Source organism: Paracoccus binzhouensis, from assembly GCF_016446475.1.
Classification (GTDB): domain Bacteria; phylum Pseudomonadota; class Alphaproteobacteria; order Rhodobacterales; family Rhodobacteraceae; genus Paracoccus; species Paracoccus binzhouensis.
Genome location: NZ_JAEHFP010000119.1, coordinates 1 through 13,006 on the forward strand (window position 1 = coordinate 1; position 13,006 = coordinate 13,006).

Below are 13,006 nucleotides of genomic sequence, written 5' to 3' on the forward strand. Positions count from 1 at the left end.
CGGCATCCCGGTCACGGAAGCTGTAGGATAAGTCTGTCCGGGGAGGGGGTAACCGCGCCCATCACCTGAGTTATGCAACAGAGCCCCCTTGACGCCCCAAAAGTTCAAACCATTCTTTCCTTGTACGAGGAGCGATCCTTCGAAAAAAATATCGGAGAGCGCTATCCGGAGATAGAGCTTGCATTGAATGCGCAGCGAGAGCTGCCACAGATCGCGGCTATGGATGTTAGCGAGAATGCGAAATGGTACCAGATCCTCGGCTCCAAGTCATTGAGGCAGATATTTGAAAAGGCTTATGGTCTGGGAAGCAGTTTTTCGACCCTGCCGATTGACAGGCAGCTATCGGAGATCAAGTTGAAGGCGGAAATTAATTCCGGGAGCGATACGGTCGGTCAGTTTATGCAACCGGAACCCCTGGAATCGCTTCTTCAGCGCTACCTGTTGCGCAACCAGATCAGCACTACATCCACAAACCTGCGTTTCTCCACCGCACTTACTTTGCTCAAGTCGTAGATCATACTGACAAATAGCGGAGCCAAGGCCGCAGAAAAGGCCGGACAGATGTCAGCACCCGACTACGTGCCCGCCGCTTGGAAAGGCGGAATGGCTGCTGGCCGACCGCGGCTATGATGCCGGTTGGTTCAAGGATACGTTTAAAGACAAGTGGATACGGTCTTTCATCCCCGGTCGGAAAGGCCCACAACTTCCGCCGCGAGGACTTCCCGGTCGAGGTCTATCGCCTGACCGTGCGCGCCATCGGCGTCACGCCTAAGCCCTCTTTCCCCAAGATCGCCATCGACCCGGACGCGAAGGCAGTTCCCAAGGGCACGCGCGAGGCCTTGTTCCACGACCATCCCGAGCCGATGACGACCGCGCTCTATGACCGCGAGAGCCTGCCTGCCGGCGTGACGATCAAGGGGCCCGCGATCATCGACCAGCTCGATTCAACCACCGTCAGGCGGACGATCCGCTCGCCGTCGGATGCGGACAGTGTTTGTCCTGTCTGCGCCAACCCATCGCGCAGCCGGTCGATCCAGATCCGACCGTCCGGGTTCAGCATCACCTCGACGATGTCGGGATCCCGCAAGAGGGCGGAGATGGCAGGCCCGAGCGCGGTGCGGAGCATGCGGACGCCGCGCTCCACCACTGCCGTTTTTTGGTCTGGACCTGCCATCCCGTCCCCCGTTCCTCCGGGGCGGTGAGAGAAGGTCCCCGGATGGGGTCGACTAAGAGAGCCTCAAAACGCAGCCGCGCAACAGCTATTCAGCCGCCGTCGTAGTCTGGCGTAGAAAGACAGGGAAACGGCGGTTTTGCGTGGCGGTGACCAGTCTTCCTGAGGCAAGGTGGCCCGAATCAATCGAGTTTGACCAAGATACATGCTCGCGATCACGTTCAGGTCCGAGCATGACTGAAACATCGCGGAGAGCTCATGGTGAACCCTGCCGATCAGCCGTTTATATCACTCTCCACTTTCGCCTCCAGCCCTCTGCAGCGAACGCGGCAATCCCCGCGACCTCGACCGGAACCGCACCCGCCTGCCCCACCCGGCCAGTCTGCCTTCAGGTGCCCGTTTGCGGTGCCCCGGCCGTATCAGAGGCACTTTTCGAAGAATGCGTCGGGATAGGGATCGTCGTTGAACCGGTCGATCTGGCGCCAACCGGATTTTCGGTAGAAACCGAGCGCTTCGGTCAGCGAACTGTTCGTATCGAGGCGCAGCGTCGTGATCGACAGGCCCCGGGCGACCTCCTCCACTGCCGTCATGAGGCGCCGGGCCAGACCCAGGCCGCGCGTGGAAGGCGCAACCCAGAGACGCTTGACCTCGGCCATGTCGTGCCCCGCGCCTTTCAGCCCGACGCAACCGATCGGAAGGCCGTCCGACATCGCCACAATGAAAACACCTCGGGGACGGATCATGTCGCGCGCCTCCGGGTCGCGTGACAGCGATACGTCGAAGCCCTGCCTGAAGCGACTCGCAAGTTCGGCATAATATTGACTGAGGCAGCAACATGCTTCGGCGCTGCGCGGATCGGTCTCGGTCAAGGAAATACGGTCGCGCCCAAGCGCCGTGGCGACCAGATCCATCGCCGCCAGCAGCGCCTCGGGATGGGGATGGCGGGCCAGCAGGGCCTCGGCTTGTCCGTTCGAGAGGCCTTCATAGGCGTCGAACTCACGACGGCCATCCGCCGTGAGGGTGGCGACCCGACGACGCGCATCGTCGGGATGCGGGGCGGTTTCGATCAGTTTCTCCACTTCAAGACCGCGCAACAGTCGGCTCAACAACCCGGAATCCAGACCGAGATAGTCGCGCAACTCCGCCACATCCGTACGGCCATGACCGATTGCGTTGAGCACACGGGCAGCCCCGAGCGGGCGGCCGCGTCCGAGGAATGAGGTGTCGAGCGCACCTACCTCGGAGGTGACGGCACGGCTGAAGCGACGAAAACGGGAAACGGGATCGGCAAGCATGTTATCTGACTTAAGTCAGATAAATTCTCCGGTCAAGCGCGAACACCGGCTGCCTGATGTGACCTGTCGCGAGCGTCATCGCGTCGCCTCACCGCTCGGCCTGCGGTGGAAATCAGCACGATGTTTCCTTTTTGTTCTTGCCGGCTATACTCTGCCCATGAACCATGCGGAGGGAAGCGATGATGGATCAGCAGGCCAGGTTCGACCGCCTGAAGGCGCTTCATGAGGGCAGCCGGGCATTCGTCATGCCCAACCCCTGGGATGCGGGGTCGGCTCGCCTTCTGACCAGTCTCGGCTTCGACGCTCTTGCCACCACAAGCGCAGGCTATGCGTTCTCGAAGGGCAAGCGGGATTCCTTCGCGGGTCTTGGCAGGGGCGAGATTCTTGAAAACGCCGCAGAGATCGTCGGCGCAACCACTCTTCCCGTCTCTGCCGATCTCGAAGACGGTTTCGGCGCCGCACCGGAAACCTGCGCACAAACCGTCCGCATGGCCTGCGAGATCGGTCTGGTCGGAGGGTCGATCGAAGATGCGACGGGCGATTCCGAGACCCCGATATACGATATCGCCCAGGCGGTTGAACGCATCCAAGCGGCAGCCGAGGCGGTACGCGATCTGCCTTTCCTGCTGACCGCGCGGGCCGAGAACTATCTATGGGGAAGACCTGATCTGGACGATACGATCAAACGGCTGCAAGCCTTCTCCGATGCCGGTGCAGATGTCCTCTACGCGCCGGGGCTTCCCGACATCGGGGCGATCAGAACCCTGTGCCAGGCGGTGGACAAGCCGGTCAATGTGGGCATGGGACTGACCGGGCCAGGCTATTCCGTGGCCGAACTGTCCGAAGCCGGGGTGCGCCGCATCAGTGTTGGCGGCTCTTTCGCCCGGGCCGCGCTTGGCGCCCTGGTGCGCGCGGCGGAAGAGGTGAAATCCTCCGGGACGTTCACCTATGCGGCGGATGCACTGCCCGGCGCGATGATCAGCCAGCTCATGTCGCAGGAGAAATGCATCGACCGGCAATGACCGCGAGTTTCGAGCTTTCCCCCAATGCTCATTCCGCCCACCTGCGCCGCTTCTGCCAATCCGCCAGCTGCAGGAGGATGGCGGCAAGCTCGACGCCCGAGCGTGTCAGGCAATAGGCGGTATCTGGTGATCCGGTACGCTGGACCAGACCGTCCACTTCAAGCTGCCGCAATGCCCGCACCAGCACGCGCCGGTTCGCTATGGCCAGATGCCGCTGCAGGTCGGCCACGCCGCAAGCCTCTTCGGCAAGCCGGGTCACGATGGAGGCTTTCCACTCTCCACGAATGGTGCCGAGACCGGCAGCGAGGTCGCACCATCCATGCAGTTCACTGCGATTGCGCTGATGCGTCGTCGTCCACTTCCCGGCCGGTATGTCAAAATTGTCAGACTGGCAGGGGTACAGGCAACAGGTTCAACCAGGTAGTGGCTGGCCATCTGCAGGAACCGACGATTGTAGAGGCGCTCCTTGCCGACGAAGATGGTCTCCACCGCCGTCTTCATATTGTCGTAGATCCCCCGGGTGCAGGTGCCCTTGAAGAAGGCGAAAGCCCGATCATGGGCATCGAACACCATCTCCTGCGTCTCGCGAGGATAGGCCCGCACGAAGAACATCCGGCTGTGGCACAGGCGAACATGCGCCACCTTGATCGTGGTGGTTGCCCCATCGATCAGGACAACCTCGTGGCTCCAGTCGAATTGATAGGCTTCGCCGGGGGCAAAACTCAGCGGCACGAAGGCGGACGAGGCACCGGAGCTTTGAGTGCGCGCCCAGACCGAGGCGTAGCGGCGGACCGCATCATACCCGCCTTCATAGCCAAGGCCGCGCAGTTCCTCGTAGATCTGGATCAGTGTCAGGCGTTCCCGGCGCCCACGAGCCGCGTTGATCGCCAACAGCCGGCTCAGTTCCTCAAGCCAGGCGCCCAGCTTCGGGCGTGGCTGAACCGTCCGGGTGTAGGTGAACTCCGTTATCCCGGTGCGGATTACCTTGCGCACCGTTCGGCGTGGCCTCGGACCGATGGCGGCTCACGCCTCACTCTTCGACAGCTTCAGGTCACGGCAGATCGTCTTGATCCCCTTGCCCTCGGTAAAATGCAGCCGCCTGATTTTTGCGATTGTCTCCACGATCAGCATCCCCCGCTCGGCCTCCGATAATCCTCGGAAGCACATTGGACCCAACCCCCGGTCGGTGGGGTCCCTTTTTTGGACGCCGATCACCCCAGAAGCGGGGTCCTTATTCCACGCCGGTCAACACCGTTCCACTGGCCGTCACCAGTTCCTGCTGGTTCAGGGCGGCGGCGATATCCCGAAACGTCGCGCCGTTCTCGCGGATGGACAGCACCACGTCCATGACCCGCTCGGCCGGGTCGGCCTGCCCGCCCGGCGCGCCATTTGTCACGATCATCCTGCGATGCTGACCTTTGCCTGAACACCGTTCCAGACTCCGCACGCCATGCCTTGCATGGAATGCTCTCTCTTGGGCCAGAAGCCTGGCGTGGGTCGCAAGCTTTGCCGCCGTCGCGCCGGGCAGAACAGCAACACGCACCGACAAGTCCGGATCGTCCAGGGCGATGGCCGGATTCATCTCTGGACAGGCAAGCCGATCCAGCCGGGCGATCAGCAAGGTCGCGTGCCGGGACCGGCAAAGCCGCAGGGCGTCGTGCTCGGCATAGGCCTTCAGGAGGAACCGGATGCAACGGTCCTGCGCCGCGATGCTGAGATCGGGCTGGCCCCGATCCGCGTAGCCAAGCCTTGTGTATATGACCTATCCGGTCATTGCCCAGAAAACCTTCCACTCGGCACCGGCGCTGATCCGGTGCCGCCCTGGTTCAGAACGTCAGCCAGGTGGTCAGGAAGACCGTGCGGCCGGGCTCGGGATAGCCTTCGACCAATTGGTAATCGCGGTCGAAGATGTTCCTGACGCCAAAGACGACGCTGGCCCGGTCGGTCGCCTGCCAGTCGAAGTCCAAATTCGCCAAGCTGAAGCCGCCCATGCGGGTATAGGCGATCTCGGTCGGATCCTCGGGCTGGATCGCGCTTTCCGACAAACGCGATCCCGAGACCTCCAGCGAGGGCGAAACCGTGAGGCTGTCGGTGGCCCGCCAGTCGAGGCGCAGGAAGGCCGTATGCCGGGGCGTGTCGGTCGGCCGCAGGTTGTCGATGATCGGGTCCGAGATGTCGCGGTCGAGCCAGGTATAGTTCGCCACCAAGCCGATCCGGTCGCTGATGTCCCAGCTTGCCGCGATTTCGAAGCCCTTGTAGGTGCCGTCGCCGACATTGCGGCTTTGGGTGATCGGTCCGCCTTCGTCGTCCAGGGTGCCGGTCGGCACCGATTGGATCATGTCATCGACCTTGCTGTAGAACAGCGCGGTTTCGATCACCGCAGGGCCAAGGTCGCCCTTGTAGCCGATCTCGACGTTGGTGGCGCGTTCCGAGTCGAGATCCGGGTTCGGGATCGCCGTGCCAAAGCGCGTGCTGTAGCGGTTGAAGAGCGTCGGAAACCGGGTCCGCGACGACAGGCTGGCGTGGAATTCGCCGCGCGCATCGGGCTGCCAGATTGCCGCAAGCTGCCAGTTGACGGCGTCGGAGGACCCGGTCGGCAGGCCGGGGTCATCGTCGGTGCGGTCGGCCTTCAGCACGGTGGCCTTGTCGTAGCTGATGCCGGCAACGACTTCCAAGTCTTCGCGCGCGGCCCAGGTGTTTTCCAGGGCCAAGGACCAGGTTTCTTCCTCGCTGCGCTCGGTCGGGTCGGCGGGCAGGCCCAGGGTTGGCTGCGGCAGCTGGATCGAATCGTGCCGGTCGCGGCGGTAATGCAGGGCGCCGCGCAGGGCGTTGCCGGCCGCCAGGTCTGCCCCGCCTTCCAGGCTGAAGCCCCAGGCGCGGTCCTTGTAGCGGCTGTCGAAGGCGCGACGTTCCGTCTGGCTGCTATGGGTGTAATCGTCCCAGGCCGACAGCAGGTTGTCGAAACGATTGTAATAGGCCCGCGTGTTGACATACCCGCCACCCAGGTCGGTATGGGAATAGAAGGCCAGGCTGTCCAGATCCCATTCCGGCCAGGTCCAGTCGCGCTGCCAGCTTTGTCCCGGCCCCGGCGGCGGCGTCAGGCTGCGGATCGGCTGGTCGACATTGTAGGGCGCGTTCTTCGACCCCGTCTGACGGGTATAGCTGAGGACATATTCGTCTGTCGCATTCGGCGTCCAGCCGGCCTTCAGGCTCAGACGGCTGTCTTCGGTATCCGAATAATCGCGCAGGCCCGAACCCTGCTGCGGGCGGCGTTCATAGTCGCGCGACAGGTAAAAGCCGTCGCTGTCGCGGGTCAGATAGCTGCCTTGAAGCCAGAACTGCTCCCGCTTCATGCCCAGGGACAGAAAGCCAGTGCGGGCGGTGATGTCGCCGCGATTGCCAGCCTCGACGCCCAGCCGGGCCTCGCCCTCGAAGGGTTCCGTGGGTTGGCGGGTCACCAGGTTGATCGCCCCACCCATGCCGCCCGACCCGTTCAGGACCGAGACATAGCCCTTTTGCACCTGGATCTCGGCCAGGTCGGGTGTCAGGAAACGGCCATAGTCCAGCCGATTGTCGGCGGGCAGATAGACGCGGATGCCATCGACCGACAGCGGCACCTGGAAGCGGTCGAAGCCCCGGACATAGATCAGCCGCTCGTTCCGGGAACCGCCGGTATTGCCGATCTGCACGCCCGGCACGGGCTTCAAGGCGTCATCCAGGGTCACGCGGTTCTGGCGCAGGATGTCCAAGTCGCTGACGGTGGACGAGGTGCCGCCGCCGTCTCGGTCCTCCTCGGCGGTCAGCACGATCGTCCCCAGCACGAAGGGTCGCGATCCCGTCGCGGCGTCCTGTGCCAGGATCGCCATCGGCACTGTCCAGACGGCCGCCCCCAACCACCCCGCCCGTATCGTCATTCGCATCTGTCCCCCTCCTGACCGCGCTGTCCTTGTTCAAGGACGAATCGTTATGTCTGAAATAACATAACGATTGTGTGATTAATGCAAGAGCGTGTTCCTGCGGAAAAGACTTTCTTTCGAATGCGCAAAACCGCCGAAAAGGCGCCCCTTGCCAACGCCATTCGATATGCCTAATCATTCATATCGAATGGCGCGGCATGGTCTTGGGGGCTTCATGGACATTTGTTACGTCTGCTCGGACGAGGAGAAGCGCACCGACGCGGTGCTGTGCGCCGTGGCCGAAGCGCTGTCGGCCAAGGGGGTCAGGCTTGCGGGCACCCTGCAACCGCCCGCAGCGCGCCATTCCGGTGAACAATGCCATATCGTCCTGTCGCTGCTGCCGGACGGCGAACTGCGCGATATCAGCGTCCCCCTGTCGCCCGAGGTGACGGGCTGCCGCCTGGATCCCGGCGCCTTGGAACAAGCCGTGCTTGTGGTCCAGGACCGGGTGGCGGACGCGCATGCGCTGATCGCCAACAAGTTCGGCAAGCAGGAGGCCGCCGGGCGCGGCCTTGTGCCGGCCATCGGCGAGGCTTGCGAACGAGGGATCCCTGTCCTGGTCGGCCTGTCCCCGCAATGGCGTGCGGCCTTTCTTGCCTTCGCCGATGGCCGCGCGCATGAATGTCCTGCGGACGAGGCGCAGATCCTGTCATGGTTGCGCGAGGCCTGCAGTCAGGCCGCCTTGTGATCCGCGCCACCCTGTTTGGGAGAAAGACCATGAAACTCAGCGCCCGCAACGTCCTGCCCGGCACCGTCACCGAGATCGTCACCGGCGCCGTTACCAGCCATGTCCGCATCGACCTGGGCGGCAGCACCGTCACCGCCTCGATCACCAACGAGGCGGTCAAGGACCTTGGGCTGAAGGTTGGCAGCCGCGCCTCGGCGGTGATCAAGGCGTCCGATGTCATGGTGGGGGTCGATGACTAACGCCCTGCGCGACGAATTGCGGCCGTTCGAGACGGCGGTGACCGTTCCCGACCGCTTCGACGCGCAGTTGTGGTTCATCGGCCGCATCCACACGCCCTGGACCCTGCGTGGTGACTGTCCGCGCCGGGGCGATCCGGATCAGGGCCCGGTCTGCCGGGTCGAGGTCTTCGAGCCCTGGGCGGAGGGGTTGCGCGGGGTGGACGGCCGTGACCGGCTGCAACTGCTTTACTGGATGGACCGGGCGCGGCGCGATCTGGTGCTGCAAAATCCCAACTTCGGCAACCGCGCGACGGGCACCTTTGCCCTCCGCTCGCCCGTCAGGCCGAACCCGGTCGCGTCCTCGGTCGTGCGGCTGCTGGCGGTCGAAGGGCCGGTGCTGGTGGTGCGCGGGCTGGACTGCCTGGACGGTACGCCGCTGATCGACATCAAGGCCGAATTCGGAGCCGTGCCATGATCCACCTGCGCCTGCTGACCGCCGCCCTGCTGCTGGCGGCCCCTGCCGTTGCGCAGGATCGCATCGTCACCGACGCCACCGGTCGTGCGGTGTCCGTTCCGGCCGATCCGGCCCGCGTCTTTGCCGCCGGTCCGCCCGCCGCGACGCTGCTCTATACCCTGAAGCCCGACGCCATGGTCGGCTGGGTCACCGCGTCCAAGCCCGCCGACAAACCCTTTCTGCGTCCCCAGGCTGCGGACCTGCCCGCGCTTGGCCGGTTGACCGGGCGGGGTGACACGCTGAACCTCGAGGTGCTGCTGTCCGCCAGGCCCGACCTGATCGTCGATTACGGCACCGTCAACGCCACCTATGCGGACCTGGCCGGGCGCATCCAGGACCAGGCGGGCGTGCCCTATGTGCTGATCGACGGCAGCTTTGCCGACATGACGGAAGGCATCCGCCGGATGGCCAACCTGCTGGCTGTGCCGGACCGGGGCGAGGTCCTGGCCGCCTATACCGAACGGACGCTGGCCGATCTGGACGCGCTGCTGGCCGGGATCCCGCAGGATGCGCGCCCGACCGTCTATCTGGCGCGCGGCCCCGAGGGGCTGGAGACGCCCGCGCGCGGCTCCATCAACGCCGAAATCATAGAGCGTGTCGGCGCCGTCAACGTGGCCCAGGCGGAAACACGCGGCTTGGCGACCGTCTCGCCCGAACAGGTGCAGGCCTGGGCGCCCGAGGTCATCATCACCATCGACCGCGACTTCGCCGCCAATGTCGGGACCATGCCGGAATGGCAGGGCATTCCGGCGGTCAAGAACGGCCGTGTCTATCTGGCGCCTGCCGCGCCCTTCGGCTTCATCGACGCACCGCCCTCGGTCAACCGGCTGATCGGGCTGACATGGCTGGCCCACAAGCTCTATCCCGACGCCGCGACCGGCGACCTGCGGGCCGAGGTCGCCCGGTTCTACGACCTGTTCTATGGTGTCCGCCCCGACGATGCCGCGCTGTCGGCCCTGCTGGGTGAGTGATCGCGCGCTGACCGGGCTGTTGGCCGTCGGGCTGATCGCAACGCTGATCTTGGGTGCGGCGGTGGGTCCGTTCGCATTGTCGCCCGCGACGGTGCTGGCCGTGCTGGCCGGGGAACGCAGCGACCCGCAGGCCGTGGCGGTCTTGCTGAACATCCGCCTGCCACGCGTGCTGGCGGCGGCGGTCGTCGGCGCGGCCCTGGCGGCGGCGGGCGCGGCCTATCAGACGGTGTTCCGCAACCCGCTGGTCTCGCCCGACATCCTCGGCGTCTCGGCGGGGGCGGGCTTTGGCGCGGTGCTGGGCATCCTGCTGGGCCTGCCGGTCATGGCGATCCAGATGCTGGGCTTTGGCATGGGGCTTGCCACGGTCGGGCTGGTGATCGGCCTGACGCTGGCGCTGCGGGGCGGCGGCCAGGTATTGATGATCGTCCTGTGCGGCATCGCCATCGGCGCGCTTGCCGGGGCGGGCATCTCGCTGGTGAAGCTGCTGGCCGACCCCGAACAGCAACTGCCCGCCATTACCTTCTGGCTGATGGGCAGCCTGGCGGGGGCAAAGCGCGCGGATGTGGCGGCGGCGTTGCCCGCCCTGCTGATCGGCATTCTGCCGCTGCTGGCCCTGCGGTGGCGGATCGGCCTGCTGGCGATGGGCGATGACGAGTCCCGCGCCATGGGCGTCGACGCCGCCCGCCTGCGCGTTCTGGTGATCGCCTGCGCCACGCTGATGACGGCGGCTGCGGTCGCGATGGCGGGGGTGATCGGCTGGGTGGGGCTGATGGTCCCGCACATGGCGCGGCTGCTGACCGGGCCGCGCTTCGACCGTCTGCTGCCCGCCGCGATCCTGATCGGCGCGGGTTTCATGGTCCTGGTCGATACCGCCGCCCGCACCATCGCCACGCTGGAGGTTCCGTTGGGCATCCTGACCGCCGTCCTGGGTGCGCCGGTCTTTGTCTGGCTGCTGGCAAAAGGCGCCCGTGCATGGAGCGAGTGACGCCCCTGATCGAGGCGCGCGGTCTCGCCATCGGCCATGGCGGCCGGGCGCTGATCACCGGCATCGACCTGGCGCTGTCGCCCGGCCGGGTGCTGTGCCTGCTGGGTCCGAACGGCGCGGGCAAGACCACGCTGTTCCGCACCCTGCTGGGCCTGATCCCCCCGGTCCACGGCCATGTCGCCCTGTCGGGCCAGCCGCTGGCCGGGCTGTCGCGCGCCCGGATCGCCCGCCACATCGCCCATGTGCCGCAATCGCTGGCCACGCCCTTTGCCTTTGCCGCGCGCGACATTGTGCTGATGGGCGCCGCGGCCCGGCTAGGGCCCTTCGCCCGACCCGGCCCGGCCGAGGCCGCGCAGGCCATGGCGGCGCTGACCCGGCTGGGCATTGCCGATCTGGCTGACGTCCACGTCACCCGCCTGTCGGGTGGCCAGCGGCAGCTGGTACTGATCGCCCGCGCTCTGGCCCAGGACGCCGCCACCATCATCATGGACGAGCCGACCGCCAGCCTTGACTTCGCCAACCGCATCACGGTCAACGAGGCCATCCGCAACCTAGCCCAGGCGGGCACGGCGGTGATCCTGTCCACCCACGACCCGGACCAGGCAGCGACCCTCGGCCATGACGCGATCTTGCTGAATCGCGGTGGCATTGTCGCGTCAGGCCCCGTCCGCGAGGTTCTGACGGCCGAGAACCTGAGCGTCCTCTATGGCATTCCCGTGCAGCGCGATGAACGCCCGGACGGGCGGCTGCATTTCTATTGAATGGTGACTGGCTATTGGCCAATCGTGAACGTCCTGCAGAGCTACAAATCAAACGAGCGGCAACACCGGGAATGCACTAGGGCAGCATGGCGCTCGTTTCGACCAGCGACTTTGGAAGCGCCCCGTCGCTTGCTGCAACTGCAGTCGCTGCAGACCCACGAATGGCAGCGAAGCACTCGGAGCAACGTGCCGCGGGGCAGCCGGTGGCAGGTTTGGCTGGATCGGTCGAGCTGCCCCGGACAGGCAAGGTCGGCCCAGAGTTGACGGTCAGTCCAGCAACGAGAAGCGAGCCGACTCCTCGAAAGCAGTCACTCGATCAAGGTGCGGCACGATCTTGGTGCCCTGCTGGTTGATCCGACAGGCAGCTAGCGGAACTTCGGGGTCCAGCTTCTAATGAGGTCTTGCTCTTCGTTCTCGTCTTCCTCTGGATCATCAGCCAACGCCTCGCTGGACAGGACTGTAAGGGTATAGCCGTAGCTGCCCAGCCCGATAATCTCTTCGTCAAGTGTGATACCGGCCGGACCGCCGAACCATTCCGCGAGAGTGGACTGGGAGCAAACCGAACGTCCCAAGCGGATGTTATCTGCGACCGCGTTGAAGTCGAGGGTACCCGTATGCGGCAATCCATCGCCTTTGCGTAGAAAGCGCAGTCTTCCAAGCTTCTTGAAGCCCTCAGACATGAATCCGTACGACACTTGCTCGCGCTCACTGACGATGACCGCCACCGGATAGGGCGCGCATTCGGCAGTTCTGATAGCAGCCGCGGTGAGCGATGCTTCAGCCACAGTTGCGAGATACTGCACGCCAGCAAGACCGATCGGGGATTTGTAAAGCGCCTCGCGCGTCAGGCGGGTTGGCATCAACAGGCCGGAGGCGAAGTGATCCGCCTCGATCTCTATCGAGCTGCTGCCTTGAACGAACCCCGCTCGCGAAAAGTGTACGGGTCCGGTCTTCAGGATTTCCTCGGGATGTCCTTCGAGGAAATAGTGGCCCAGCTCATGGGCTACGGTGAACCGCCGAAATCCCTCACTGCGGATATCGGTCGCATAGATGATGCCCACTCCATCATCGTTGAAGACGATGCAGCCGCTCATGCCCTTACGATCAGGGGCTTTGGCTTCGACAAGGATGTCTTCATTCGCGGCAATCGCAAAGGGGTCAACAGGAAACGTCGTGAAATCACGGTCGGCGGCGATCCTCTCACCGCATTGGCGCGCCATGAGAAGACGAAACTTGCTCAAGAGCCATCACCTTGGCGCCGTTTAGCGAGGGTGTTGATCATCATCTGGATCGTGTCACGGTCATCAGCGGTTAAGCTCTCCTCGTTGCGGAAAGCAGTAGGTCATGTTGACAAATGGCGAAGCCAGAGCCTGATGCAGGCGATGTCGATGAAGCCGAGGAAACTGTCTGCGGTTTTGTCGTAGC

The 13,006-nt window shown here is 64.5% G+C and carries 13 protein-coding genes and 5 pseudogenes; 10 read left to right on the top strand and 8 right to left on the bottom strand.

Annotated features, from left to right (window positions below):
* Positions 1-72 precede the first annotated feature (72 nt).
* From I9P22_RS19965 to I9P22_RS25085, 3 genes and pseudogenes are all read left to right on the top strand, one after another.
* Positions 73-513, top strand: a complete 441-nt coding sequence (locus I9P22_RS19965) for a DUF1217 domain-containing protein (protein WP_199261422.1) — start codon at positions 73-75, stop codon at positions 511-513.
* A 76-nt stretch (positions 514-589) separates the two neighbouring features.
* Positions 590-694: pseudogene (locus I9P22_RS19970) on the top strand (IS5/IS1182 family transposase); the annotation flags it as partial.
* A gap of 52 nt (positions 695-746) precedes the next feature.
* A pseudogene (locus I9P22_RS25085) lies at positions 747-896 on the top strand (hypothetical protein); the annotation flags it as partial.
* A 59-nt stretch (positions 897-955) separates the two neighbouring features.
* Here the strand turns inward: I9P22_RS25085 and I9P22_RS19975 are convergent.
* A pseudogene (locus I9P22_RS19975) lies at positions 956-1,126 on the bottom strand (P-type conjugative transfer ATPase TrbB); the annotation flags it as partial.
* 464 nt (positions 1,127-1,590) lie between these two features.
* Positions 1,591-2,466 (bottom strand): helix-turn-helix domain-containing GNAT family N-acetyltransferase, encoded by an 876-nt coding sequence (locus I9P22_RS19980; protein WP_199261425.1) that lies wholly within the window; start codon positions 2,464-2,466, stop codon positions 1,591-1,593.
* Between the two features lie 182 nt (positions 2,467-2,648).
* Between I9P22_RS19980 and I9P22_RS19985 the strand changes: the two genes are divergently transcribed.
* Entirely contained in the window at positions 2,649-3,488 is an 840-nt protein-coding gene (locus I9P22_RS19985; protein WP_233253498.1) for an isocitrate lyase/PEP mutase family protein, read from the top strand.
* Between the two features lie 28 nt (positions 3,489-3,516).
* Here the strand turns inward: I9P22_RS19985 and I9P22_RS19990 are convergent, their stop codons facing one another.
* The 4 genes and pseudogenes from I9P22_RS19990 to I9P22_RS20005 form a co-directional block, all read right to left on the bottom strand.
* Positions 3,517-3,717, bottom strand: a complete 201-nt coding sequence (locus I9P22_RS19990) for a winged helix-turn-helix transcriptional regulator (RefSeq protein WP_332909049.1) — start codon at positions 3,715-3,717, stop codon at positions 3,517-3,519.
* Positions 3,718-3,875: 158 nt separating this feature from the next.
* Positions 3,876-4,619 (bottom strand): annotated as a pseudogene (gene istA / locus I9P22_RS19995) (IS21 family transposase); the annotation flags it as partial.
* Positions 4,620-4,719: 100 nt separating this feature from the next.
* Positions 4,720-5,109, bottom strand: a complete 390-nt coding sequence (locus tag I9P22_RS20000) for a hypothetical protein (protein WP_199261432.1) — start codon at positions 5,107-5,109, stop codon at positions 4,720-4,722.
* 205 nt (positions 5,110-5,314) lie between these two features.
* On the bottom strand, positions 5,315-7,354 hold the full coding sequence (locus tag I9P22_RS20005; RefSeq protein WP_233253499.1) for a TonB-dependent receptor plug domain-containing protein: 2,040 nt from the start codon (positions 7,352-7,354) through the stop codon (positions 5,315-5,317).
* Between the two features lie 142 nt (positions 7,355-7,496).
* Here I9P22_RS20005 and I9P22_RS20010 point away from each other — a divergent pair, with 142 nt between their 5' ends.
* The 6 genes from I9P22_RS20010 to I9P22_RS20035 are packed head-to-tail and all read left to right on the top strand — an operon-like array spanning position 7,497 to position 11,581.
* Entirely contained in the window at positions 7,497-8,132 is a 636-nt protein-coding gene (locus I9P22_RS20010; RefSeq protein WP_332909050.1) for a DUF2478 domain-containing protein, read from the top strand.
* 29 nt (positions 8,133-8,161) lie between these two features.
* Complete coding sequence (locus tag I9P22_RS20015) at positions 8,162-8,371, top strand: TOBE domain-containing protein (protein WP_199261445.1); 210 nt, start codon at positions 8,162-8,164, stop codon at positions 8,369-8,371.
* On the top strand, positions 8,364-8,825 hold the full coding sequence (tsaA, locus tag I9P22_RS20020; protein ID WP_199261448.1) for a tRNA (N6-threonylcarbamoyladenosine(37)-N6)-methyltransferase TrmO: 462 nt from the start codon (positions 8,364-8,366) through the stop codon (positions 8,823-8,825). Before I9P22_RS20015 ends, tsaA begins: the two co-directional genes overlap by 8 nt.
* Positions 8,822-9,835, top strand: a complete 1,014-nt coding sequence (locus I9P22_RS20025) for an iron ABC transporter substrate-binding protein (RefSeq protein WP_199261450.1) — start codon at positions 8,822-8,824, stop codon at positions 9,833-9,835. Before tsaA ends, I9P22_RS20025 begins: the two co-directional genes overlap by 4 nt.
* Positions 9,804-10,820, top strand: coding sequence for a FecCD family ABC transporter permease (locus I9P22_RS20030; protein WP_199261452.1), 1,017 nt, complete (start codon positions 9,804-9,806; stop codon positions 10,818-10,820). The genes I9P22_RS20025 and I9P22_RS20030 overlap by 32 nt, the downstream gene beginning before the upstream one ends.
* A complete protein-coding gene (locus I9P22_RS20035; protein ID WP_199261454.1) occupies positions 10,808-11,581 on the top strand; it encodes an ABC transporter ATP-binding protein in 774 nt (257 codons plus the stop codon). Before I9P22_RS20030 ends, I9P22_RS20035 begins: the two co-directional genes overlap by 13 nt.
* Positions 11,582-11,946: 365 nt before the next feature.
* Here I9P22_RS20035 and I9P22_RS20040 read toward each other — a convergent pair whose 3' ends face one another.
* Positions 11,947-12,822 carry an ImmA/IrrE family metallo-endopeptidase gene (locus I9P22_RS20040; RefSeq protein WP_199261456.1) on the bottom strand — a complete coding sequence of 292 codons (876 nt, stop codon included), beginning with the start codon at positions 12,820-12,822 and terminating at the stop codon, positions 11,947-11,949.
* A gap of 101 nt (positions 12,823-12,923) precedes the next feature.
* Positions 12,924-13,006, bottom strand: a pseudogene (locus tag I9P22_RS20045) (IS5/IS1182 family transposase); the annotation flags it as partial.

Coding starts and splice junctions, on each gene's coding strand:
- I9P22_RS19985 (WP_233253498.1), top strand. CDS start 2,649: ATGGATCAGCAGGCCAGGTTCGACCGCCTGAAGGCGCTTCATGAGGGC.
- I9P22_RS20030 (WP_199261452.1), top strand. CDS start 9,804: ATGCCGCGCTGTCGGCCCTGCTGGGTGAGTGATCGCGCGCTGACCGGG.
- I9P22_RS20035 (WP_199261454.1), top strand. CDS start 10,808: ATGGAGCGAGTGACGCCCCTGATCGAGGCGCGCGGTCTCGCCATCGGC.
- tsaA (WP_199261448.1), top strand. CDS start 8,364: ATGACTAACGCCCTGCGCGACGAATTGCGGCCGTTCGAGACGGCGGTG.
- I9P22_RS19965 (WP_199261422.1), top strand. CDS start 73: ATGCAACAGAGCCCCCTTGACGCCCCAAAAGTTCAAACCATTCTTTCC.
- I9P22_RS19980 (WP_199261425.1), bottom strand. CDS start 2,466: ATGCTTGCCGATCCCGTTTCCCGTTTTCGTCGCTTCAGCCGTGCCGTC.
- I9P22_RS20005 (WP_233253499.1), bottom strand. CDS start 7,354: ATGGCGATCCTGGCACAGGACGCCGCGACGGGATCGCGACCCTTCGTG.
- I9P22_RS20015 (WP_199261445.1), top strand. CDS start 8,162: ATGAAACTCAGCGCCCGCAACGTCCTGCCCGGCACCGTCACCGAGATC.
- I9P22_RS20025 (WP_199261450.1), top strand. CDS start 8,822: ATGATCCACCTGCGCCTGCTGACCGCCGCCCTGCTGCTGGCGGCCCCT.